We start from the raw sequence: 22,191 nt of genomic DNA on the forward strand, positions 1-22,191 counted from the left end.
CCCGCACACGCCTCAGATGGGGCGTGTGCCATTACAGGCCGGATAGCGGCCACATCCCCAGAACGCCCGACCATTTCCCGGCCCGCGCCGCGCCAGGCGTCGCACCATCGGTCCCTGACAGCGTGGACAGACGACCTGCGCCGTCGCACGGGTGATCTGCCCGCTGCCAGTGGCAGGTGGCTGGAATGAGGCCAGCGTCGGCGCGGGAATGGCATTCAGCGGCGGACGCGGCGGCACCGGCAGCGCCAGGCTGCGGATATCCGCCTCGTTCTGCGCCAGCTGCGCGAACAGCGCCGTCAGCTCGCTGTCCACCGACCTTTTCCAGCGATCGATCTCCAGCGCCAGGCCCTGAAAAGCGCTGAGGCTTTTCTTGATACGTTCCTCCATACCCTGCTGCTTAATCAGGATCTCGCTCTGGCGGGTGCGTACCTGATGATGGTCCACCGTCGTCCAGGCGCTGCGGTAACTGAAGCTGCGCTCCAGCTCATGCAGCCAGGTATGAAGATTCGCGCTTTTAATCGGGCCGATGCCCGGCACCACGCGCACGTTCTGCTGCTTCACGTCCAGCGCCGTGGTGAAGCCCCACGAGGCCAGGGTGGCGCAGTCGGTGGTGGTGATACGCGACAGCCCGGCGCGACGGATCTGATGGCGCACCAGGTGCTCATCAAGCTGCTTCGCCCGGCGCTCGCCGTCCCATACCGTCGGCTGCTGGCTGAAGGCGGATGAGAGCTGGCGGAACTGCTCCACCGCCTCGTAAATATCAGCCTTAACCCGGATCGCCCGCGCCGGGGGAGCCGCCTGTTGCAGAGTGGTGAAGCGCGCGACGATCTCGCCGCACAGCTGCTGGTGACGCGCCAGATAGCCCGCCGGGCTGAACTTCACCCCCAGCGGCACCAGCCCCAGCGCGGCAAGCATCAGGGCATACCCCCACGGCAGGCCGAAATAGCCACCCAGCGCCGCGAGCGGCACCAGCGCCACACCGATGCCGCGTGCGATCGGCAGCAAACGCCGTTTCAGGTGCAGCGTGCGGGCCGCTTTCTGCGGCGCGGGCGGCGCACTCACCGGCGGCAGCGGCACGGTAATGGCGGCAGGCAGGTGAACACCGTTGACCGCCGCCATCAGGGCGTTCAGATCCAGGACCAGCCCGTGACGCGCATCCATCTGCCCACCGGCCAGATGCATCCGGGAGTAGTCGCTGTTGAGGAACAGCGGGCGTCCGTAGCGGCTCTCCATCCGGCACCACGGGCACTCGGCGACGTGCCGGGCGTAGTGATGCAGCTTGTTGCGGCTGCACATCCGCAGCTCGCCTTCAAACTCCTGCATCGCCGCCACCCAGTCGGCGGCCGCGGGCCGTTTGCCGACGTGCAGCGGCGAAAACGCTTCTTCAAACAGCTGATGAATGCGCCCGGAGAAGTCCGTCAGCCGCACGGTGCCGGGCGGCGGCTCCATGCCGGTTGCCCGCGCCGAATAGGCGAAGCGAAACTCTTCGATGGCCTTCTCCAGCGGCATCTCGCCGTCACCGGTATAGCTGCCGGAAAAGGGATGACGATCCATGCACAGCAGCTGGAACAGGCACACCGCGAGGCCGAACGCATCGTGATCCGGTGTGCGGACGATGGATTTCAGGGTCTTCCCCTGCAGCTCAGGCGGCGTGTACTCCGGCACCCCGACGGCGCAGAGGAACGCCTGCCCGCCGGCGTTCACCTGGAAACTATCGGCATCAATCAGCACCACCGTGGCTTCCGGCGAAACCAGAATACCGCGCTGATTGATATCCCCCACGACGCAGCCCTGCGCATGCAGTTGAGCCATCACCCGCGCGACGTTAAGCGCAACGCGTACGATGAAGCGGTAGTCGGCTTTGGGAAAATGCTTCTGGCGTGAGGTAGGGGTCTGCAGCTCGTGGATTTCCTGGTGCTTATCCACCCGCTTCATCAGAAAACCGACAAACTGCCCGCGCTGGTTTTCCACCACCTCACAGGGAAACGCCACCGTCGGCACGCTGTCGGCAAGCCGCCCGGCGACGATGGCGCGAATTTTACGCTCGCGTTCCGCGGCAAGGGTATTGAGATAGCGTTTGAACGCATAGCCCGGAAGATTGCTGACGGCAAACACTTCGCCCTCGCCGCCCTTGCCTATTCGCTTGTCGATGGTCAGCGGTCGCCCGCCGGCATACAGCGACTCCTGACTCATTTCACCACCGCAAGAACCAGGGTTTTATCATCATCGGTGCGCTCGTTGAGACGCGGGCTGGCGAGGAACTGCGTCAGGCTGCGGCTGAGCGCCGCGTCGTGGCCGATAATCGGGGAGTTATCCAGCGGTCGCGCCATCGGGTTGAAAAAGCCCGGCGCAGCGCAGCCGGTGGCGCTGTTAATCACCAGGCTTTCGATGCCGTCGCTGAAAGCCGCAAAAGCGCTGAAGTCGTTGGGCAAGCGGGTAAAACGCACTCTGGCCTGCGGCTCATCGGTGATGAACCAGGTGGTGGACGCGTACTCCCCGTGCTGCGGAGCACTCACCACATGCCACCCGGCGCTGGCCTTATCGCGACACACCACCGCCCCGTCACCGACGTGGGCCACGAGGACGCATTCCGGGCTGACCATCAGCATCACCAGCGTGGCAGCGAAGTCACGCGGCGTCAGTGCCCGGCTCTGCGCCGCCTCGCGAATACGGCTGCGCGCCTGGTCAATCCAGTGATGCAGCGTAGCGTCATCCGGCGCATGCGCCGCGCAAGACAGATGGGCGCGGGCAAGCTGGCTCAGGGTATGGCACACCAGCGAAGCACCCTGGCCGCCGAAGCTTGCCGAGCCGGCACCGTCGGACACCACCGCCACAAACCACGGCGTGCCGTCGGGGGCATCCGCAAGAAAACAGCGGCGGGCATCCTGAAGCCGCGTGCCGCTGCGGATATGCGAGCTGCCGATGGCAGAGGCCGAGGCGTAGCACCAGTTCATCGGCTTAACCGGCCACGGCCCAGCCGTCCGGCGCGGTCGGGTTCTCCAGCGGCACCTGCTCACCCGGATTTGAGCGCGACATGGCGCTCAGGGAGTTGGAGAGCCACTGGAAGAACTCGCTGAACTGCAGCCCCTTGAGCTTCAGCGGCTGGCGCACGGCAATCTGCGACAGGGTGGACATGTCCGCACTTTCGACGCCCACGGCGTAGAACATAAAGGATTTCGCGGCTTCGCCTTCGCGAATAAGCTGCGCGGCACGCTGCCAGCTGTCGGTTGGCGCACCGTCGGTGATGAGAAACACCCACGGGCGATAGAAGCTGACGCCGTTGGTACGGTAGCGCTCTTTGCGATCGCTCAGCATCTGCAGCGCCGTTTCAATGGCTTCGCCCATCGGCGTATTGCCCTGGGTTTCCAGATGCGGCGGGAAGAACTGGGTGGCGCTGGTGAAGTCCACTTCGGTTTTTACCGGGCCAAAGGTGACGATGGCAAACTCCACGCGTTTCGCGGCCAGGCTGTCGCTCTGGATCTCTTCCTGCAGATGCAGCAGCCCCTGGTTAAGCTGCTCAATGGGCGCACCGGTCATAGAGGCGGAAACGTCCAGCAGCAGGATGCAGGGGCAGCGCGCCTGCGGGTTATCAAGAAATTCAGCGTCCGCGAACGGCTGTTGCGTAAAGTCAGTCATTTACCCTCCCAGTGGCGTCATAACATGCACCGTTTTCGCGACGGTGATGCGAGTGCGCGGGTGCGGCAAAAAATCCCCTTTTCGGGTGCGGGCGCATTTTTTGCGGCACAAGCCCCCATGGATATACCAATTGATGACAGCGTTATCAACAACTCACTGAATTTACGCAGGTAATTTGCCTTAAGGCTGATTTTAGCGACACATTCGCCGCCGTTAGCCCCCCGTTTTCCACACTTAAGCCAAACTGCGCAGTGCGGTGACACGGCCGTTCAGCGCGGCGTACTTGAGACATCGCGATGCAGGGTCAACACTTAGCAAAACGATAACAAGGAGCACCTGTGGAAATTCGATGCTGGCAGGAGGGCGATCGCCCTTTTCTGCGCACCCTTTACTTACATGCCCGCCGCGAAAGCTGGACCTGGCTTAACGGCAGCGACTGGCAGCTGGAAGACTTCGACGCCGCAACGCGTAACGAGCGCATTTATGTCGCGCTGGAGGACGGACACCGCGTCGGCTTTGCCTCACTGGTGGAGAACGGTAACTTCCTGCATAACCTGTTTATCGATCCGGCCTGGCAGGGAAAAGGCATTGGCAGCGCCTTGCTTGAGCACGTACAGCAGCAGTTCACCAGCACCGGGGCGCTGAAATGCCTGGCGAAAAACCAGCGTGCGATAGAGTTTTACCAGCAGCACGGCTGGACGATTGAAGCGACGGGCGCGTCGCCGGAGGGGGAGTATCTGCTGATGCATTATCGGCTGCCCTGAGGCCAGGGCAGCTGGAAAGGCTTATACCGCGCGGAACGCGATGTCGCCCGGGATCACTTCGCCCTGCCAGTAGAGCTGTGCGGCTACGCGCCCGGCCAGCTGGCGATAGATGGCGGTGAATTCACTCTCCGGACGGTGCACCACGGTCGGCGTGCCGGCATCGAGATCTTCACGCAGCTGGATGTGCAGCGGCAGCTGACCGAGCAGTGCGGTGTGGTACTGCTGCGCCAGCTTCTCTGCCCCGCCGGTGCCGAAGATCGGCTCGTGGTGACCACAGTTGCTGCAGATATGCATGCTCATGTTCTCCACCACGCCCAGCACCGGCACTTCCACCTTCTCAAACATCACCATGCCTTTACGGGCGTCAATCAGGGCGATGTCCTGCGGGGTCGTGACTACAACCGCACCGGTTACCGGGATGTTCTGCGCCAGCGTCAGCTGGATGTCACCGGTGCCCGGCGGCATGTCGAGTACCAGATAGTCCAGATCCGGCCACATGGTTTCTTGCAGCAGCTGCAGCAGCGCTTTGCTGGCCATCGGGCCGCGCCACACCATCGCGTTATCGTCGGTCACCAGATAACCAATGGAGTTGGTCGCCAGACCGTGGACGCTGATCGGTGCCATGCGCGTACCGTCCGGGGAGGTCGGGCGCTGGTTTTCGGTGCCGAGCATGGTCGGAATCGACGGGCCATAGATATCGGCATCAAGGATGCCCACTTTGGCCCCTTCTGCCGCCAGCGCCAGCGCGAGGTTTACCGCGGTGGAGGATTTACCCACGCCGCCTTTACCGGAGCTGACCGCGATGATGTTTTTCACGCCGTTGACGCCGGTCTGATTTTTAACGCGCTTCAGGGTGGCGATGCTGTGCGACAGCTTCCAGTCAATCGCGCTCGCGCCGGTGATGCGCAGCAGATCGGCGCTGCACTGCTCTTTCAGCTCGTCAAACGCGGTGCGCCAGGCAAACGGCATCACCAGTTCAATATGAATGGTGTCGTCCAGCCAGGCGACGTGGTGCAGCGCTTTCAGCGCGGTGAGATTGTGCTTAAGCGTTGGGTGCTGAAAATTTGCCAGTGTACCGGCAACCATGGCGCGCAGGGCTTCCGGGGATTTGGCCTGGGATTGCGAACTCATCCCGACTCCTTTGTTGTTCTGATGTTAAAAAATTGAGTCTGAGAATCATAACAGAGTCCGGGGGAGTAAGACGACACTAAACGCCCGGCTTGCTTTGGCCTGGTGTGCTTTAAATGCGGTGTACCGGGCTGGCAGATAGATGCAGGTCGTCAGGGGACAATAAATTCAACCAGATACCTGCGCAACGCCCCGCCGGGTTTCATCAGAATGTACTCCGCGGCCCAGGTTTCACCTGAACGATAGTTACCGTTCGGCAGGCACTGCTTCCAGGCAGGCCAAGTGACATAATGCCGCCGGGGATTGGTTTCATGAACCGGGTAAATAGCGTACTGGGTAAAAACATCACCAGGCTCGGCGTCTTTGGTACCTGCACACAACTCGCCGTTAATGACTGTCACGTCACCTGTATGATCAAAGGTTGCCTTGTCGCCAGTACACCCGCACAAGAACATAATCGACATTAAATAAGCAGACTTCATTGCAATCCTTTGCTGCCAGCTGCAGCGATTTTTTATCGCTGTTTCAGGCAGATTGTGACTGGTTAAAGGCTATCCACAATAACGATTAACTCAGGGAAATACAGGTTCAGGTGCCATTAATGGCGACAACCAGGAATTTTAAGCAGCGCAGAATCTGAGTTATGGAAACTGAAACTGAAGCGCTCAGGCGGGATATCGCGCCCTTAACAACAGTGCCTTACCTGCTATCGATTTTTTCCGCCGTTTTACCGCCTCGCGGTACTCAACGCGGGTTGATTCGGGTAGTATTACTCCCCCATTTGCCACAGAAGACGTAATACTCACTATGACTCAAGTCGCGAAAAAGATTCTGGTAACGTGCGCGCTGCCGTACGCCAACGGCTCCATTCACTTAGGCCACATGCTGGAGCACATCCAGGCTGATGTCTGGGTCCGTTACCAGCGAATGCGCGGCCACGAGGTCAATTTCATCTGTGCGGATGACGCCCACGGTACGCCGATCATGCTGAAAGCCCAGCAGCTTGGCATCACTCCGGAGCAGATGATTGGTGAAATGAGTCAGGAGCATCAGACCGATTTCGCAGGCTTCAACATCAGCTACGACAACTATCACTCGACCCACAGCGACGAGAACCGCGAGCTGTCCGAGCTGATCTACACGCGTCTGAAAGAGAACGGCTTCATTAAGAACCGCACCATCTCTCAGCTCTACGATCCGGAAAAAGGGATGTTCCTGCCGGACCGTTTCGTCAAAGGCACCTGCCCGAAATGTAAATCTCCGGACCAGTACGGCGATAACTGCGAAGTGTGCGGCGCGACCTACAGCCCGGCCGAGCTGATTGAGCCGAAGTCCGTGGTGTCCGGCGCGACGCCGGTGATGCGCGACTCCGAACACTTCTTCTTCGACCTGCCCTCCTTCAGCGCCATGCTGCAGGCGTGGACCCGCAGCGGTGCGCTCCAGGAGCAGGTAGCGAACAAGATGCAGGAGTGGTTCGAATCCGGCCTGCAACAGTGGGATATTTCCCGTGATGCGCCCTACTTCGGCTTTGAAATCCCTGACGCGCCGGGCAAATACTTCTACGTCTGGCTGGACGCGCCTATCGGCTACATGGGTTCCTTCCGCAACCTGTGCGACAAGCGTGGCGATACCACCAGCTTTGATGAGTACTGGAAAAAAGACTCCAGCGCCGAGCTGTATCACTTCATCGGGAAAGACATCGTCTATTTCCACAGTCTGTTCTGGCCAGCGATGCTGGAAGGCAGCGGTTTCCGCAAGCCGACCAACCTGTTTGTCCACGGCTACGTGACGGTGAACGGCGCGAAGATGTCAAAATCCCGCGGCACCTTCATTAAAGCCAGCACCTGGCTGAACCACTTTGACGCTGACAGCCTGCGCTACTACTACGCCGCGAAACTCTCGTCGCGCATCGACGACATCGACCTGAACCTGGAAGATTTCGTACAGCGCGTGAATGCCGATATCGTGAATAAAGTGGTTAACCTCGCCTCGCGTAACGCCGGCTTTATCGCCAAACGCTTCGACGGCAAGCTGGCCGCTGAACTGGCAGACCCGGCACTTTATAAAACCTTCACCGACGCGGCGGCCACCATTGGCGACGCGTGGGAGAGCCGCGAGTTCGGTAAAGCGGTGCGCGAAATCATGGCGCTGGCGGATCTCGCTAACCGCTATGTTGACGAGCAGGCTCCGTGGGTGGTGGCGAAACAGGAAGGCCGCGATGCTGACCTGCAGGCCATCTGCACCATGGGTCTGAATATGTTCCGCGTGCTGATGACCTGGCTCAAGCCGGTGCTCCCGTCCCTGAGCGAGCGCGCTGAGGCGTTCCTGAATACCGAGCTGAGCTGGGACAGCATCAACGCCCCGCTGCTCGGCCATACGGTCAACAGCTTTAAAGCCCTGTATAACCGCATCGAGATGAAACAGGTGGAAGCGCTGGTGGAAGCGTCAAAAGAAGAAGTGAAAGCCGCAGCGGCTCCGGCTACCGGCCCGCTGGCAGACGATCCGATTCAGGAGACCATCACCTTTGACGACTTCGCGAAAATCGATCTGCGCGTGGCGCTGATTGAGAACGCGGAATTTGTCGACGGCTCCGACAAGCTGCTGCGCCTGACGCTGGATCTCGGCGGCGAGAAGCGTAACGTCTTCTCCGGCATCCGCTCCGCCTATCCGGAGCCGCAGGCGCTGATTGGTCGCCTGACGGTGATGGTTGCGAACCTCGCGCCGCGCAAAATGCGCTTCGGCATGTCCGAAGGCATGGTGATGGCGGCCGGTCCTGGCGGGAAAGATATCTTCCTGTTAAGCCCGGACAGCGGCGCCCAGCCGGGTCAGCAGGTGAAATAAGCAAAACGCCCTCGAATGAGGGCGTTTTTGTGTGCGCGTGGAAAAGCGTCTGGCGTCAGGCGCTTTTCGCGTTATGCCGCGTCGCCAGCCCACGCAGGAAGTAGCGCAGCACCTGGTCGCCGCATTCGCGGAAGTTTTTATGATCCGGGGCGCGCATCATGGCGGTGATTTCCGGCATCGAAATGCGGAACTGTTGTTCGGTGAGGATCGCCAGAATATCGTCGGTTTTCAGCGAGAAGGCGATACGCAGCTTCTTCAGCACGATGTTGTTGTTCAGGCGACGTTCGGCTGCCAGCGGCGGTGTGCTTTCGTCGCGACCGCGTTTGTCATAGATCAGACCGTTGAGAAAACTCGACAGGACGATGTCCGGGCAGCGCTGAAAACCGTCCTCTTCTTCCTTTTTCATCCAGCCCTCAATCTGTGCCGGCGTGGCATCGACCTCGGCAAGCGCCAGAATCCGCACCAGCCCCTCATTATTCGTTTTGAGCGTATAGCGCAGGCTACGTAAAATATCGTTATTCAGCATGGTGTCTTCGGTTTTATCATTGCGGGCGCGCAGTGTACCATTTTCAAAGCGGAGATGCCGCGCCAGAATCAGTACAAAAGCCGCGTAGCGCTTCCAGGGACGATATATCGCGGCTACAGTTAACAGGGAAAGGTAAGGGCAGAGGAACGAAATGGCATTTTACACAATTGGGGAAGTGGCGGAGTTGTGCAATGTCAACCCGGTTACGCTGCGCGCCTGGCAGCGGCGGTATGGATTACTTAAGCCACAGCGCACCGACGGCGGCCACCGGCTGTTCACCGAAGAGGACATCGAGCGCATCCACGAGATAAAGCGCTGGATTGAAGGTGGCGTGCAGGTCAGTAAAGTGAAAGCCCTGCTCAGCGAGGAAGAGAGTAACCAGCAGAGCGGCTGGCACGAGCACCAGGCGACGCTGATGCACCACCTGCAAAACAGCGGCCCGACGCAGCTGCGCAAGTGGATTGCGGAAGTGGGCAAGGAACACTCTGTCGCGACGCTGGTGACGCACCTGTATGTGCCGCTGCGCCGACGCCTGCACGGTCAGCAGGCGACGCTGACCGCGATGCTGAGTCTGCTTGATGGTATTCTGATTGGTCATATTTCGGTGTGCCTGGCGCAGGCACGCAGAAGAGCCGGTCGCGATGCGCTTATCGTTGGCTGGAATATCACTGATGCTACGCGGCTGTGGCTGGCGGCCTGGTCGGCGCTGGATCAGGGCTGGCGTCCGGAGGTGCTGGCGCACCCGCTGACCCAGCTGCGTCCGGAGATGTTTCCCGGCCAGACGCTGCTCATCTGGTGCGGTGATGACCCCTCCCCCGCGCAGCGTATGCAGATTGAAACCTGGCAGCAGGAAGGGCAGCCGGTCGCGCTGCTTGGCTAAGCGGGTATATTTGACGGCCACTTCACCGTATAATCCCCCGGTCTGAATAAGGAGCACACCATGAAATTTACCAAAGCCGCGCTGGTTACCGGCATGATCGTAATGGCTATTGGCGGTATCGGCGGCGTGATGCTGGCTGGCTACACCGTTATCCTGCATGCCGGGTCGTAAGCCGTACTAACCGCTCAAAACCACGATCGACAATAATGGCCAGCAATGCCACCAGCAGCGCCCCCTGCATCACATAAGCCGTATTAAATCCGCTCAGGCCGATGATGATCGGCGTCCCGAGCGTGCTGGCCCCCACCGTTGAGGCGATAGTCGCCGTCCCGATGTTGATAATCACCGAAGTTCTCACGCCCGCCAGGATCACCGGGGCGGCCAGCGGCAGCTCGACCTTAACCAGCTGCTGCATCCGGCTCATGCCCATGCCGGTCGCCACCTCTTTTGCCCCTTCCGGCACCGACGCCAGTCCGGCCAGCGTCCCCTGCACCACCGGCAACAGGCCATAGATTGTCAGGGCAATCAGCGCCGGATCGCGCCCGAACCCCATCACCGGCACCGCTACCGCCAGCACCGCCACCGGGGGAAAGGTCTGTCCGGCCGCCACCACCGTTTCTGCCAGGGTGCGAAACTCGCGTCCCCACGGGCGGGTGACCATAATGCCCAGCGCCATGCCGATAACCACCGCCGCGAAGCTGGAGATGGCTACCAGCTCCAGGTGCGCCAGCGCGAGATTAACAAACGACTCCTGCTGATATACCGGGCGCGGCTGCTGCGGGAACAACCAGGCGAACAGCGCCTCGCTGTGGGGCAACGCGATCAGCAAGGCGATAAAGGCCGCCATCAGCCAGAGCAGCGGATCACGGAGCAGGCGCACGGCTCACCTCCGGCACGTCCGCCAGCAGATCGCGGAAGTGCAGCACGCCGCACGGTTCGCCCTGGGCTGATACCACTGGTAGCGCATCACACTGGCGCTCGACAAAGTGCGACAGCGCTTCGCGCAGCGTCAGATGTGTCACCACCCCTTCCCCGTCGAGCCGCTCGTGAGGACGCAGATACTCCCCGACGGTGCGCAGAGAGAGCAGCCGCACCCCCAGCTCGCTGCGACCAAAGAAGTCGCGCACAAAAGCATTTTCCGGGTGCGTCAGCAGCTGCAGCGGCGTGCCCTGCTGCACCACGCGCCCGTTATCCATCAGCACCAGGTGGTCCGCCAGCTGCAGCGCTTCGTCGATATCGTGAGTCACCAGAATAATGGTGCGGCCCAGCAGGCGGTGGATGCGCCGCATCTCCTGCTGAAGCGCCGCCCGCGTCACCGGATCGAGCGCACCGAACGGTTCATCCATCAGCAGCACTTCCGGGTCGGCGGCCAGCGCCCGCGCCACGCCGACGCGCTGCTGCTGCCCGCCGGACAGCTCATGGGGAAAGCGGCTGCGGAACTGCGCCGGGTCAAGCCCCAGCAGCCCCAGCAGTTCATCGACGCGCTCAGCAATGCGCCCCTTCGGCCATTTCAACAGCGACGGCACCGTGGCGATGTTCTGCGCCACCGTCCAGTGCGGGAACAGGCCGATGGACTGGATGGCATAGCCCATGCGGCGGCGCAGCGCCTGAAGCGGATAGTCGCGGATCGGTTTTCCCGACAGCAAAATGCGCCCGCTGTCATGTTCCACCAGCCGGTTGATCATCTTCAGGGTGGTGGATTTTCCCGAGCCGGAGGTGCCGATCAGCACCGAGAACGCCCCTTCCTTAAACTGCAGCGAGACGTTATCCACCGCCGCCGCGCCGCCATAAATTTTACTTACCTGGTCAAATTCAATCATGGTGCTTTGCCTCCAGCGCGGCGATAGCAAGATTAAACAGCGCATCCATTATTACCGCGAGCGCAATCACCGGGATGACACCCAGCAGCACCAGATCGAGCGCGCTGCTGAGCAATCCCTGAAACACCAGCGCGCCAAAACCGCCAGCGCCAATCAGCGCCGCGATCACCGCCATGCCTACCGTCTGGATCGCCACCACCCGCAGGCTACGCAGCAGAACCGGCAGCGCCAGCGGCACCTGGGCTTTGAAGAAAATCTGGCGCGATGACATGCCCATCGCCCGGGCGCTCTCCAGCACCTCGCGCGGCACCTGCCCCAGGCCCGCCACCACGCCGCGTACCAGCGGCAACAGCGCGTAGAGCACCAGCGCAATCAGCGCCGGGGCCAGCCCGATGCCCGAAATGCCCCACTGCCCCAGCAGCGGCAACGCGCTGGCCAGCCCGGAAAGCGGCACCATCAGTAGCCCAAACAACGCCACCGACGGCACGGTCTGAATCACGTTCAGCACGGCAAAAACCGGTGCCTGGGAGGCGGGACGACGGTGGCACCACAGGCCGACAGCAATCCCGATCGCCAGCGCCGGGACCAGCGTTCCGAACAGCAGCGTCAGGTGCTGCCCCACCGCATCATTGAACACGTCCTGACGGTTGCTGTACTCCCTGAGCAGCGACAGCGCATCAAACCCGCCGCTGAGCAGCAGCGCGAGAGGTATAAGCAGTAACTGGAGATTAAGCAGCACGCGGACCAGCGCCGTTTTGAACAGCCGCTGCGCCGCATCACTGAACATCAGCAGGATCATCGCCAGCATCAGCCACAGCCCGCTGCCTACCGACACCCGCGCCAGTGCCCCGCTGTCAGCGATAAGCTGGCGGGCCGCATCGCCGCTGCGCCACATCAGCAGCGCAAACAGCGCTTCGCTGAGCAGCAACGTTGCCGCCAGGGCTTTGCGCCCCGGAACAAAAGCCAGCACTACCAGCGCTGCCCAAAGCAGTGCCGGCTGCCAGAATGCAGCAGCCGCAAGATCGCTTACATGAACCGGGGAGCCTGACACCAGACGGTTCGGTGCCAGCGACAGAAACGGCAACAGGGCGGCGGCAGCCATTACAAGTAACAGCAGCAGCACCACCCGATTGTGACATCGTATCAACACGCAACCATCCTTTGGCTTACTTCACAAACCCTTTCTGCTTCAGGTAATCCGCCGCCACCTTTTTCGCGTCCAGCCCTTCCACCGCGATGCTGGCGTTAAGCTGCTGGAGCGTTTTTTCATCGAGGCTGGCGAATACCGGCTTCAGCCAGCTGTCCAGCTGCGGATACTGTTTGAGCACCGCCTCACGCACCACCGGCGTCGGAGCGTAGATCGGCTGTACGCCTTTCGGATCGGTCAGGGTTTGCAGACCCAGCGCCGCCACCGGGCCATCGGTGCCGTAAGCCATCGCAGCATTCACGCCGGAGGTTTGCTGTGCCGCGGCTTTGATGGTGACCGCGGTATCGCCCCCGGCCAGTGACAGCGTCTGGTTCTGATTGAGCTTAAAGCCGTAGGCCTTCTCGAAGGCAGGCAGCGCATCGGCACGCTCGATAAATTCAGCGGAGGCCGCCAGTTTGAATTCGCCGCCCTCTTTCAGATAGCGCCCGAGATCGTCGAGCGAGGTCAGATTATTTTTCTTCGCCAGATCCTGACGCACCGCGATGGTCCAGGTGTTGTTGGCCGGAGCCGGGGTAAGCCACACCAGCTTGTTCTGCTCAGCGTCGAGCTTTTTCACTTTCTCGTAACCCTGCTGCGCGTTCTTCCACGCCGCGTCGTTCTCGTCTTTAAAGAAGAACGCGCCGTTGCCGGTGTATTCCGGGTAAATATCCAGCTCGCCGGAGGTGATCGCCCCGCGCACTACCGGCGTGGTACCGAGCTGCACTTTATTGACCGTTTTGACGTCATGGCTCTCCAGCACCTGCAGAATAATGTTGCCGAGCAGCGCCCCTTCGGTATCAATTTTAGAACCCACTTTAACCGGATCCGCCGCCTGTGCCGTGCCTGCTACCATCAGCCCCGCAAACAGCGGCGCAAGTTTCCACACTGGAATAGTCATCATCGTTCCTCGTTATTTCCCGGCCCGGTTCATGGGCTTACGAAAAAGCGTAGTCGATAATCAGGCGAGACGCTCTGCCCCCTGTTGTAAAGACGCAAGCAGGTGCGCACTCCCATCGCGCTGCTGCTTTCCCAACACCCATAAAAAAAGGCCGGTTATCCGGCCTTTTTTGTTTTTTACAGTTACTGCAGTTCAAACTCGCCCTGCTTCACCCGCGCGGAGTCGAGGCCGATAAAGACGTTAAACGTGCCAGGCTCGGCGTCGTATTTCATCCGCTGGTTCCAGAACTTCAGCGCTTCAACGTCAATCGGGAAGCTAACGGTCTGGGTTTCGCCCGGCTTGAGCATCACCTTGTCGAACCCTCTCAGCTGTTTCACCGGACGGCTGACCGAGGCGGTCACGTCCTGGAGATACATCTGCACCACGGTTTCCCCGGCGCGTTTCCCGGTGTTGGTCACGTCGACGCTGGCGGTGACCTTGCCGTCACGTTTCATGGTCGGCGACGACAGTTTCACGTCCGACACGGTGAAGGTGGTGTAGCTCAGACCGAAGCCGAACGGATAGAGCGGGCCATTGGCTTCATCGAAGTAGCGCGAGGTGTATTTGTTCGGTTTTTCCGGGTTGTACGGGCGACCGGTATTGAGATGGCTGTAGTACACCGGGATCTGCCCGACCGAGCGCGGGAAGGAGATCGGCAGTTTGCCGGACGGGTTGTAGTCACCAAACAGCACGTCGGCGATGGCGTTCCCGCCTTCGGTACCGGCATACCAGGTTTCCAGTAGCGCATCGGCCTGCTGATCCTCTTTCACCAGCGCCAGCGGACGCCCGTTCATCAGCACCAGCACCAGCGGCTTGCCGGTAGCTTTCAGCGCGGCGATCAGGTCGCGCTGGCTCTGAGGAAGGATCAGATCGGTACGGCTGGAGGCCTCATGTGCCATCCCCTGAGCTTCACCCACCGCCGCGACGACAACGTCGGCGTTTTTGGCAGCGGCTACCGCTTCATCAATCATCGCCTGCGGAGTGCGTTTATCCACCACCACTGCCGGTTCATACTGGTTCAGGAAATCGACGATGCCTTTGTCATCGGTAACGTTAGCGCCTTTGGCATAGACGATCTTCGCGTTATCACCGACGGCATTTTTGATGCCGGTGAGCAGCGTCACCGACTGATCGGCGACGCCGGCGGCTGACCAGCTGCCCATGATATCGCGCTTGCTGTCAGCCAGCGGCCCTACTACGGCAATGGTACCGGATTTTTTCAGCGGCAGCGTTTCCAGACGGTTTTTCAGCAGCACCAGACTTTCACGCGCCACCTTGCGCGCCTCGTCGCGGTGCAGGCGGCTCTCAGCATTGGTGTCCTGCGGGTCACTCTCTTTCGCCCCCAGGTGGCTGTACGGGTCGTTGAACAGGCCCATGTCATATTTGACGTTCAGTACGTGGCGCGCCGCGTCGTCCAGCTCCGCCATTGTCACCTTGCCGCTCTTGATAAGCCCCGGCAGATACTTGCTGTAATACTCATCGGCCATGCTCATATCGACGCCGGCTTTAATTGCCACGCGCACCGCGTCTTCCGGATCGGCGGCGGTGCCGTGCTTGATCAGCTCTTTAATGGCACCGTGATCGGAGATGGTGATGCCCTTGAAGCCCCAGTCGCCACGCAGCAGATCTTTCAGCAGCCAGGAATCAGACGCGGCCGGAGCACCGTTCAGCGAGTTCAGAGCCATCATCACCCCGCCGCTGCCCGCATCCAGCGCCTCTTTGTACGGCGGCATATAGTCGTTGAACAGGCGCTGCGCGCTCATATCAACGGTGTTGTACTCCTTCCCGCCCTCAACTGCACCGTAGGCGGCGAAGTGCTTCACGCTGGTCATCACCGAGTAGCGATCCGCCGGGCTTTTGCCCTGCATTGACTCCACCATAGTTTTGCCCATCTGGCTGGTCAGGAAGGTGTCTTCGCCAAAGCCTTCAGAGATACGACCCCAGCGCGCGTCGCGCGAGACGTCAACCATGGGCGCCCAGGTCATATTCAGCCCGTCATCCGCCGCCTCGTAAGCCGAGACGCGCCCGACGGTTTTCACCGCGTCGAGATTGAACGACGATGCCAGACCGAGGCTAATCGGGAACACGGTACGCTGACCGTGCACCACGTCATAGGCGAAGAACAGAGGAATTTTCAGGCGGCTGAGCTGCATCACCTGATCCTGCATGGCGCGGATGTCCTGACGAGTGACGGTGTTGAAAATTGCCCCCACCTGCCCTTCTTTGATCATGTCGCGGATCGCCTCTTTCGGGTTATCCGGGCCGACGCTTATCAGGCGCAGCTGGCCGATTTTTTCATCGACCGTCATTTTCGTGAGGAGATCCGCAACGAAGGCATCCCGCGCTTCGGGGGTTAACGGACGATCGCCGGACGGGTCAGCAGCCAGGGCAGGTTGCAGCGCAAGGCTGACAGCGACACCTACAGAACAGAGCCATTTCATGTAGTAATTCTCTCGGTTAGACGGTCTGATAATGTGAGTCTGCTCGTAAGAGCATGAAGATAAGCACGCAGTGTGCCATAAGCGTAAACGGGTAAGAAGCGTCACGCCACGCCTGTTCTCTGATTTTTCTGCGATTTATCCCGTTCGCTTTGGCGCCTGAGGGCTATGATTAAAGACGTTATTTCCGCCTGACCACAAGGAGTGGACATGTCCCGTACCCTACAAACTACGCTGATAAACGAACTCACCCGGCTGGTGGGCAGCCAGCACCTGCTCACCGACCCGGAAAAAACCGCGCGCTACCGCAAGGGCTTTCGTTCCGGTCAGGGCGATGCTGCCGCCGTGGTGTTTCCCGGCTCGCTGCTGGAGCTCTGGCGCGTACTCAACGCCTGCGTGGCGGCGGATGCCATCATTCTGATGCAGGCTGCCAATACCGGGCTGACCGAAGGCTCCACGCCTAATGGCAACGATTATGACCGCGAGATCGTCATCATCAGCACACGCCGCCTCGATAAGCTCCAGCTGCTGGACGACGGAAAACAGGTGCTGGCCTTCCCCGGCACCACGCTTTATCAACTGGAAAAAGCGCTCAAGCCGCTGGGGCGCGAGCCGCACTCGGTGATTGGCTCCTCGTGCATCGGGGCGTCGGTTATCGGCGGGATCTGCAACAACTCCGGCGGTTCGCTGGTGCAGCGCGGCCCGGCTTACACCGAAATGGCGCTCTATGCACGCATCGACGAGCAGGGAAAACTGCATCTGGTGAACCACCTGGGTATCGATCTGGGTGCCACGCCGGAGCAGATCCTCTCCACGCTGGATGATGAGCGCCTGAAGCCAGGCCAGGTGCGTCACGATGGCCGTCTGGCTTCGGATCACGATTACGTTTCCCGCGTGCGCGACGTGGATGCGGATACCCCGGCACGCTTTAATGCCGATCCGGATCGCCTGTTTGAAGCTTCGGGCTGCGCCGGGAAACTGGCAGTGTTTGCCGTACGCCTCGATACCTTTGTCGCCGAAAAGCGCCAGGAGGTGTTTTACATCGGCACCAACGACCCGGCGGTGCTGACGAACATTCGCCGCCATATTCTGGCCAACTTCGCAACCCTGCCGGTGGCCGGGGAGTATATGCACCGCGATATCTACGACATCGCCGAGCGCTACGGCAAAGACACCTTCCTGATGATCGACAAGCTCGGCACCGACAAGATGCCGTTGTTCTTCAACATCAAAGGCCGTACCGATGCGATGCTGGAGAAGGTGCGCTTCTTCCGCCCTAATTTCACCGACCGGGCGATGCAGAAGCTGGGGAATATTTTCCCGAGCCATCTGCCGCCGCGCATGAAAAGCTGGCGCGAAAAGTATGAGCACCATCTGCTGCTGAAAATGGCCGGAGAGGGTATCGCTGAAGCCCAGGCCTGGCTGTCGGAGTACTTTAAAACCGCCGACGGGGACTTCTTCGCCTGCACCCCGGAGGAAGGCAGCAAAGCGTTCCTGCACCGTTTCGCCGCGGCGGGGGCGGCGGTGCGCTATCACGCGGTGCATCACGACGAGGTGGAAGACATCCTCGCGCTGGATATCGCCCTGCGCCGCAACGATACCGACTGGTTCGAAACCCTGCCGCCGGAGATCGACAGCCAGCTGGTGCACAAGCTCTATTACGGGCACTTCATGTGTCACGTGTTCCACCAGGATTACATCGTGAAAAAAGGCGTGGACGTGCATGCCCTGAAAGAACAGATGCTGGCGCTGCTGCGCGAACGCGGGGCGCAATACCCGGCGGAACACAACGTCGGGCATCTTTACCAGGCCCCCCCGGCGCTGGCGCAGTTTTATCGCGAAAATGACCCTACCAACAGCATGAACCCCGGTATCGGCAAGACCAGTAAGCGCAAATACTGGGGCGATACGCTGCCGGACCAGGCTACGCCCGGAGCAGAACAAGAAATCATTCGCTAACAGGCTGTTCGGCACGCGAACTCCGTACTACATTATCCGCATCTTGCCGAAGATATATTCTTCGGCTTTTTTGATAATGACAGGAATCTCGCTATGTCCGTAGTCGAAGTGCTGCCGCTGGCAGATATTGAAATACGCGATGCCAAACCGGACGACAGCACCGCCATTGCCACCATCTATACCTGGCACGTTCTGCATGGCCGCGCCTCGTTTGAAGAAGTTCCGCCAACCGCAGAGCAAATGGCGGAACGGATGCAGGCGGTTCAGGCGCAGGGGCTGCCCTGGCTGGTGGCGATGTACCGCGGCATTCTGGTGGGATATTGCTATGCAGACAGCTATCGCCCGCGTCAGGCGTACCGTTATACCCTGGAAGAGTCTATCTACGTGGATGCCAGCATGACGGGACGGGGCATCGGCAGTGGATTGCTGATGGCGCTGATCGCCCGCTGCGAGGCGGGGCCGTGGCGTCAGCTGCTGGCGGTGATTGGCGACGGGGATAACAACCCCGCGTCGCTGCGTCTGCACAAGCAACTGGGTTTCGTGAAGGCCGGGCAGTTGCGCAGCGTCGGTTACAAGATGGGCGCCTGGCGCGACACCATCATCATGCAGCGCCCGCTGAATGACGGCGACTGGACGCTGCCGGAGTAGCTCAGGCATAACGCACCCTCTCTTTTCAGAGAGGGTACGGTAAAAACATTACTCCACGCTCGCCATCTGCGCCGCTTTCTGGCGCTTATAGCTCAACGCTGACGCCGGCACCGGCGTCACCTTCCCGGTTTCAATCCAGGTCCGTAGCCGGCTCGCGTCGGCAAAATGGGTGTACTTCCCGAACGCATCCATCACCACCAGCGCCACCGGGCGATTATTGATCAGGGTGCGCATCACCAGGCAGTGGCCTGCCGCATTGGTAAAGCCGGTTTTGGTCAGCTGAATATTCCAGTTATCGCGGTACACCAGATGGTTGGTGTTACGGAACGGCAGGGTGTACGCCGGGCTGGAGAAGGTCGCCATCTCCTCGCGGGTGGTGCTGAGCTGGCCGATGAGCGGATACTGCTTGCTGGCGATTAGCAGCTTCGTCAGGTCGCGGGCGGTGGAGACGTTCTGGATCGACAGCCCCGTCGGTTCAACGAAGCGCGTATGGGTCATGCCCAGCGCTTTCGCTTTGGCGTTCATGGCGCGGATAAACGCGTCATACCCGCCGGGATAATGGTGCGCGAGGCTCGCAGCGGCACGGTTCTCAGAGGACATCAGCGCCAGCAGCAGCATGTTTTTGCGGCTGATCTCGCTGTTGAGACGCACGCGGGAGTATATCCCTTTCATCTCTGGCGTATGGCTGATGTCCACCTTCAGCTTCTCATCGAGCGGCAGGCTGGCGTCCAGCACCACCATCGCCGTCATCACTTTAGTGATGGAGGCTATCGGGCGCACCAGATCGGGATGGCTGGAAAAGATCACCTTGTTGGTTTCAAGATCGACGATCATCGCACTCCCGGAGGCGATTTCCGGCTGGGAGGGCTGAACAACGGGCGTGGTTTTGGCTACGGCCTGTGGCAGCGCGGGCACGGCCATAAACAGGGCAAGGCTAAGCAGAGAAAAACGGATAGTTTTCGGCATGGCGGTCATTCTGTCGATTATTCATGTGCGTGATGGCGCACACCGCATCCGTCAGTACGCTGAATAACGGAGCTGGCGCCGGCATGATACTCCGGCGTCCTGCTCTGTCGCTACTGGAGAATCGTGACGAAACACTGCAACGCGGGGGCGCGGCAGCCCGCTCCCCCGCGACATTCAGAATAGACGATATCCGTAGCCCCACAAGATCACCGACAGCGCCAGCAGCACCTCAAGCAGCAGCACGCCAATCGCAAGGGTAGAGCTGGAGAAGCTCATCCCCTCTTCGCGGTCAATGTTCAGGAAGGTCGGAATGCCGACGTAAAGCAGATAGCCGGTGTAAAACAGCGCGGCGGTACCCACCAGTGCGCACAGCCACACCAGCGGCCAGAGCGCCACCACACCGCTCAAGAACAGCGGCGTCGCCACGTAGCCGGCAAACACCATGCAGCGCGCCAGGGTCGGGCGCTGCGGATAGCGACGCGCCATCCACCAGATTATCCGCCCCATCACCGCCACACCGGCCAGCATCAGGGCGTAGAACAGCACTGCCAGATAAAACCCGGTAAACAACGAGAGCTTAACGACGTTGCCCTCGCCGAAGTCCCAGCCAATCTGCGTAGTGCCGATAAAGGCGCAGATCACCGGTACGGCGGCCATGATCAGCACATGGTGGGTGTAGTGGTAGGTTACGGATTCATTTTCGCGCTTGATAGACTGCATTTCGCGATCGGGATGGGAGAAGAGTCCCCAGACGTGGTTCATATAACCCCCTTCAGGTGGTCATGTGTAAAAGCGCGTCAGGACCAGCCCGCCGCGACCTGTCCTCCCAAGTATACGTCAGATTCTGATTATTTTTTGCCCACCTCGTCGCGCCCCGGTCAACCGCTCAGGCGTGAGGGTGTATGCTGAAAAGAAATATGAACAGGGAGAAGTATTAGTCTGGTGGATATTAATCAACTGATTTCGCAGTACGGGTACGCGGCGCTGCTCATCGGCAGCGTAGCGGAGGGAGAAACCATCACCTTGCTGGGCGGAGTGGCGGCGCATCAGGGACTGCTGCGTTTCCCGCTGGTGGTGCTGGCGGTGGCGCTGGGTGGCATGATCGGCGATCAGCTGCTCTATCTGGTCGGGCGCCATTTTGGCGAGCGCATTCTTCAGCACCGGCGGCTCCAGCGCCATCAGCACAAAATCGATCGCGCCAGAACGCTGATTACCCGCCACCCGTGGTTGTTCGTCATCGGTACGCGTTTTATGTACGGTTTTCGCATTATCGGGCCGATTATTATCGGTGCCAGCCGCCTGCCGCCGCGCGTGTTCCTGCCGCTTAATATCCTCGGGGCCGTGGTCTGGGCGACGCTGTTTACCACCCTGGGCTATGTGGGTGGGGAAGTGATCGCACCGTGGCTGCACGCGCTCGATCAGCATTTGAAACACCTGGTGTGGGTAGTCGGGGCGGTGATACTCGTCTGGCTGGTGCGGTTTGCGCTGCGGCGCTGGAAAGCAAAGCGCCAGCCGTAGCTGGCGCGTGCGCTTAACGCTGGGCGTTGAACTGCGGGTTGGCAAGCATAAAGCCGCCGTCAACGATAAAGGATTGCCCGGTGGTGTAGCTGGCCCCTTCGCCAGCCAGCCAGGCGACCAGGCTGGCAATTTCAAAGGTTTCCCCCGGACGCGCCATCGGCACAATCGGCAGCGAGCCGGGTTTGGCATCACCTTCGTCCATGTCGTTCATCGGCGTGGCAATCGCTCCCGGCGCGACGGCGTTCACCAGAATGCCGTGCTCCACCAGCTCCAGCGCCATCGACTTGGTCAGCCCGCCGAGGGCATGCTTCGCGGCAGTATAGGCGCTCGCTTCCGGCAGCGGGGTATGCTCATGCACGGAGGTAATGTTGATGATGCGTCCGCCCTGCCCCTGCTTCACCATCGCCTTTGCGGCAATCTGCGAGACCAGGAATGCGCCGTCCACGTCCACGGTGAATATCTTGCGCCAGTCGTCAAACGCCAGTTCAAGGAACGGTGCCTTCGACATCGCGCCGGCGTTATTCACCAGCACGTCGATCCGCCCGAAGCGATCGATCAGGGTCTGAATCGCCTGCGCACCCTCCGGCAGGTGACCGAGGTCGAGCTGGATCATCTCTGCCCGGCGCCCCAGGGCTTCAACGTCCTGCGCGGTTTCACTCGCCCCCTCGTCGTCCGAGTGCCAGGTGATGCCGATATCAAACCCCTGCTCCGCCAGCAGCAGCGCGCATTTTTTGCCGATGCCTGAATCGGATGCGGTAACAATTGCCACTTTGTTTCCAAAACTCATCTTGACCTCCGTGGTGTGCGATTAAGCGCTAAGTATAGGCGGTGGGGATTAAGCAACCGTAAATATGGGAAAAGCCCGGTGCTGACGCGTCGTTTAATTGCCGTTTAGCAATCGGGGAGGAAATCCGATGCAGAGCGTCTACACTTTTCATAACGTA

General features: G+C 60.5%; 21 protein-coding genes. 7 read left to right on the forward strand and 14 right to left on the reverse strand.

Annotation, left to right across the window (positions count from 1 at the left end; genetic code table 11):
* Positions 1 to 12: 12 nt before the first annotated feature.
* The 3 genes from KFZ77_RS13000 to KFZ77_RS13010 are packed head-to-tail and all read right to left on the reverse strand — an operon-like array spanning position 13 to position 3,636.
* A complete protein-coding gene (locus tag KFZ77_RS13000) occupies positions 13 to 2,193 on the reverse strand; it encodes a helix-hairpin-helix domain-containing protein (protein WP_264384434.1) in 2,181 nt (726 codons plus the stop codon).
* Positions 2,190 to 2,954, reverse strand: a complete 765-nt coding sequence (locus KFZ77_RS13005; protein WP_264384435.1) for a PP2C family serine/threonine-protein phosphatase — start codon at positions 2,952 to 2,954, stop codon at positions 2,190 to 2,192. Before KFZ77_RS13005 ends, KFZ77_RS13000 begins: the two co-directional genes overlap by 4 nt.
* Before the next feature lie 4 nt (positions 2,955 to 2,958).
* On the reverse strand, positions 2,959 to 3,636 hold the full coding sequence (locus KFZ77_RS13010) for a vWA domain-containing protein (protein ID WP_031520767.1): 678 nt from the start codon (positions 3,634 to 3,636) through the stop codon (positions 2,959 to 2,961).
* A gap of 338 nt (positions 3,637 to 3,974) precedes the next feature.
* Between KFZ77_RS13010 and KFZ77_RS13015 the strand changes: the two genes are divergently transcribed.
* Complete coding sequence (locus KFZ77_RS13015) at positions 3,975 to 4,400, forward strand: GNAT family N-acetyltransferase (protein ID WP_264384436.1); 426 nt, start codon at positions 3,975 to 3,977, stop codon at positions 4,398 to 4,400.
* A 21-nt stretch (positions 4,401 to 4,421) separates the two neighbouring features.
* Here KFZ77_RS13015 and apbC read toward each other — a convergent pair whose 3' ends face one another.
* Together apbC and KFZ77_RS13025 are read right to left on the reverse strand one after the other, a co-directional pair.
* Positions 4,422 to 5,531 (reverse strand): iron-sulfur cluster carrier protein ApbC, encoded by a 1,110-nt coding sequence (apbC, locus tag KFZ77_RS13020; RefSeq protein WP_264384437.1) that lies wholly within the window; start codon positions 5,529 to 5,531, stop codon positions 4,422 to 4,424.
* A gap of 149 nt (positions 5,532 to 5,680) precedes the next feature.
* Complete coding sequence (locus KFZ77_RS13025) at positions 5,681 to 6,010, reverse strand: putative T6SS immunity periplasmic lipoprotein (RefSeq protein WP_264384438.1); 330 nt, start codon at positions 6,008 to 6,010, stop codon at positions 5,681 to 5,683.
* A gap of 325 nt (positions 6,011 to 6,335) precedes the next feature.
* On the opposite strand from KFZ77_RS13025, the gene metG reads away from it, so the two are divergent.
* A complete protein-coding gene (gene metG, locus KFZ77_RS13030; protein ID WP_264384439.1) occupies positions 6,336 to 8,369 on the forward strand; it encodes a methionine--tRNA ligase in 2,034 nt (677 codons plus the stop codon).
* A 55-nt stretch (positions 8,370 to 8,424) separates the two neighbouring features.
* Here the strand turns inward: metG and KFZ77_RS13035 are convergent, their stop codons facing one another.
* Positions 8,425 to 8,895 (reverse strand): YehS family protein, encoded by a 471-nt coding sequence (locus tag KFZ77_RS13035; protein ID WP_264384440.1) that lies wholly within the window; start codon positions 8,893 to 8,895, stop codon positions 8,425 to 8,427.
* Positions 8,896 to 9,046: 151 nt separating this feature from the next.
* Between KFZ77_RS13035 and KFZ77_RS13040 the strand changes: the two genes are divergently transcribed.
* A complete protein-coding gene (locus KFZ77_RS13040; protein ID WP_264384441.1) occupies positions 9,047 to 9,775 on the forward strand; it encodes a MerR family transcriptional regulator in 729 nt (242 codons plus the stop codon).
* 60 nt (positions 9,776 to 9,835) lie between these two features.
* Positions 9,836 to 9,946: a protein YohO gene (locus KFZ77_RS13045; RefSeq protein WP_031520754.1), complete on the forward strand. Its 111-nt coding sequence runs from the start codon at positions 9,836 to 9,838 to the stop codon at positions 9,944 to 9,946.
* On the opposite strand, the gene KFZ77_RS13050 is transcribed toward KFZ77_RS13045, so the two are convergent.
* The 5 genes from KFZ77_RS13050 to bglX all read right to left on the reverse strand — a co-directional run bounded on the left by KFZ77_RS13050 (position 9,924) and on the right by bglX (position 16,159).
* A complete protein-coding gene (locus KFZ77_RS13050; RefSeq protein ID WP_264384442.1) occupies positions 9,924 to 10,655 on the reverse strand; it encodes an ABC transporter permease in 732 nt (243 codons plus the stop codon). The genes KFZ77_RS13045 and KFZ77_RS13050 overlap by 23 nt on opposite strands.
* Entirely contained in the window at positions 10,639 to 11,595 is a 957-nt protein-coding gene (locus KFZ77_RS13055) for an ABC transporter ATP-binding protein (RefSeq protein WP_264384443.1), read from the reverse strand. The genes KFZ77_RS13050 and KFZ77_RS13055 overlap by 17 nt, the downstream gene beginning before the upstream one ends.
* Positions 11,588 to 12,745: an ABC transporter permease gene (locus tag KFZ77_RS13060; RefSeq protein WP_031520748.1), complete on the reverse strand. Its 1,158-nt coding sequence runs from the start codon at positions 12,743 to 12,745 to the stop codon at positions 11,588 to 11,590. The genes KFZ77_RS13055 and KFZ77_RS13060 overlap by 8 nt, the downstream gene beginning before the upstream one ends.
* Before the next feature lie 16 nt (positions 12,746 to 12,761).
* The gene (gene osmF / locus KFZ77_RS13065; RefSeq protein WP_264386194.1) at positions 12,762 to 13,634 is read right to left on the reverse strand and encodes a glycine betaine ABC transporter substrate-binding protein OsmF; all 873 of its coding nucleotides are present in this window, start codon (positions 13,632 to 13,634) and stop codon (positions 12,762 to 12,764) included.
* A gap of 227 nt (positions 13,635 to 13,861) precedes the next feature.
* Positions 13,862 to 16,159, reverse strand: coding sequence for a beta-glucosidase BglX (bglX, locus tag KFZ77_RS13070; protein ID WP_031520745.1), 2,298 nt, complete (start codon positions 16,157 to 16,159; stop codon positions 13,862 to 13,864).
* Between the two features lie 207 nt (positions 16,160 to 16,366).
* On the opposite strand from bglX, the gene dld reads away from it, so the two are divergent.
* Together dld and KFZ77_RS13080 are read left to right on the forward strand one after the other, a co-directional pair.
* A complete protein-coding gene (gene dld / locus KFZ77_RS13075; protein WP_264384444.1) occupies positions 16,367 to 18,115 on the forward strand; it encodes a D-lactate dehydrogenase in 1,749 nt (582 codons plus the stop codon).
* 93 nt (positions 18,116 to 18,208) lie between these two features.
* Complete coding sequence (locus KFZ77_RS13080) at positions 18,209 to 18,763, forward strand: GNAT family N-acetyltransferase (RefSeq protein ID WP_264384445.1); 555 nt, start codon at positions 18,209 to 18,211, stop codon at positions 18,761 to 18,763.
* Positions 18,764 to 18,811: 48 nt separating this feature from the next.
* Here the strand turns inward: KFZ77_RS13080 and pbpG are convergent, their stop codons facing one another.
* A complete protein-coding gene (gene pbpG / locus KFZ77_RS13085; protein WP_031520739.1) occupies positions 18,812 to 19,729 on the reverse strand; it encodes a D-alanyl-D-alanine endopeptidase in 918 nt (305 codons plus the stop codon).
* Positions 19,730 to 19,903: 174 nt separating this feature from the next.
* Entirely contained in the window at positions 19,904 to 20,491 is a 588-nt protein-coding gene (locus tag KFZ77_RS13090; protein ID WP_031520738.1) for a Yip1 family protein, read from the reverse strand.
* A 180-nt stretch (positions 20,492 to 20,671) separates the two neighbouring features.
* On the opposite strand from KFZ77_RS13090, the gene KFZ77_RS13095 reads away from it, so the two are divergent.
* Entirely contained in the window at positions 20,672 to 21,247 is a 576-nt protein-coding gene (locus KFZ77_RS13095; RefSeq protein WP_031520736.1) for a DedA family protein, read from the forward strand.
* A 13-nt stretch (positions 21,248 to 21,260) separates the two neighbouring features.
* Here KFZ77_RS13095 and KFZ77_RS13100 read toward each other — a convergent pair whose 3' ends face one another.
* On the reverse strand, positions 21,261 to 22,034 hold the full coding sequence (locus KFZ77_RS13100) for an SDR family oxidoreductase (protein ID WP_264384446.1): 774 nt from the start codon (positions 22,032 to 22,034) through the stop codon (positions 21,261 to 21,263).
* Positions 22,035 to 22,191: the final 157 nt, after the last annotated feature.

Source organism: Siccibacter colletis (assembly GCF_025914095.1).
GTDB lineage: Bacteria > Pseudomonadota > Gammaproteobacteria > Enterobacterales > Enterobacteriaceae > Siccibacter > Siccibacter colletis.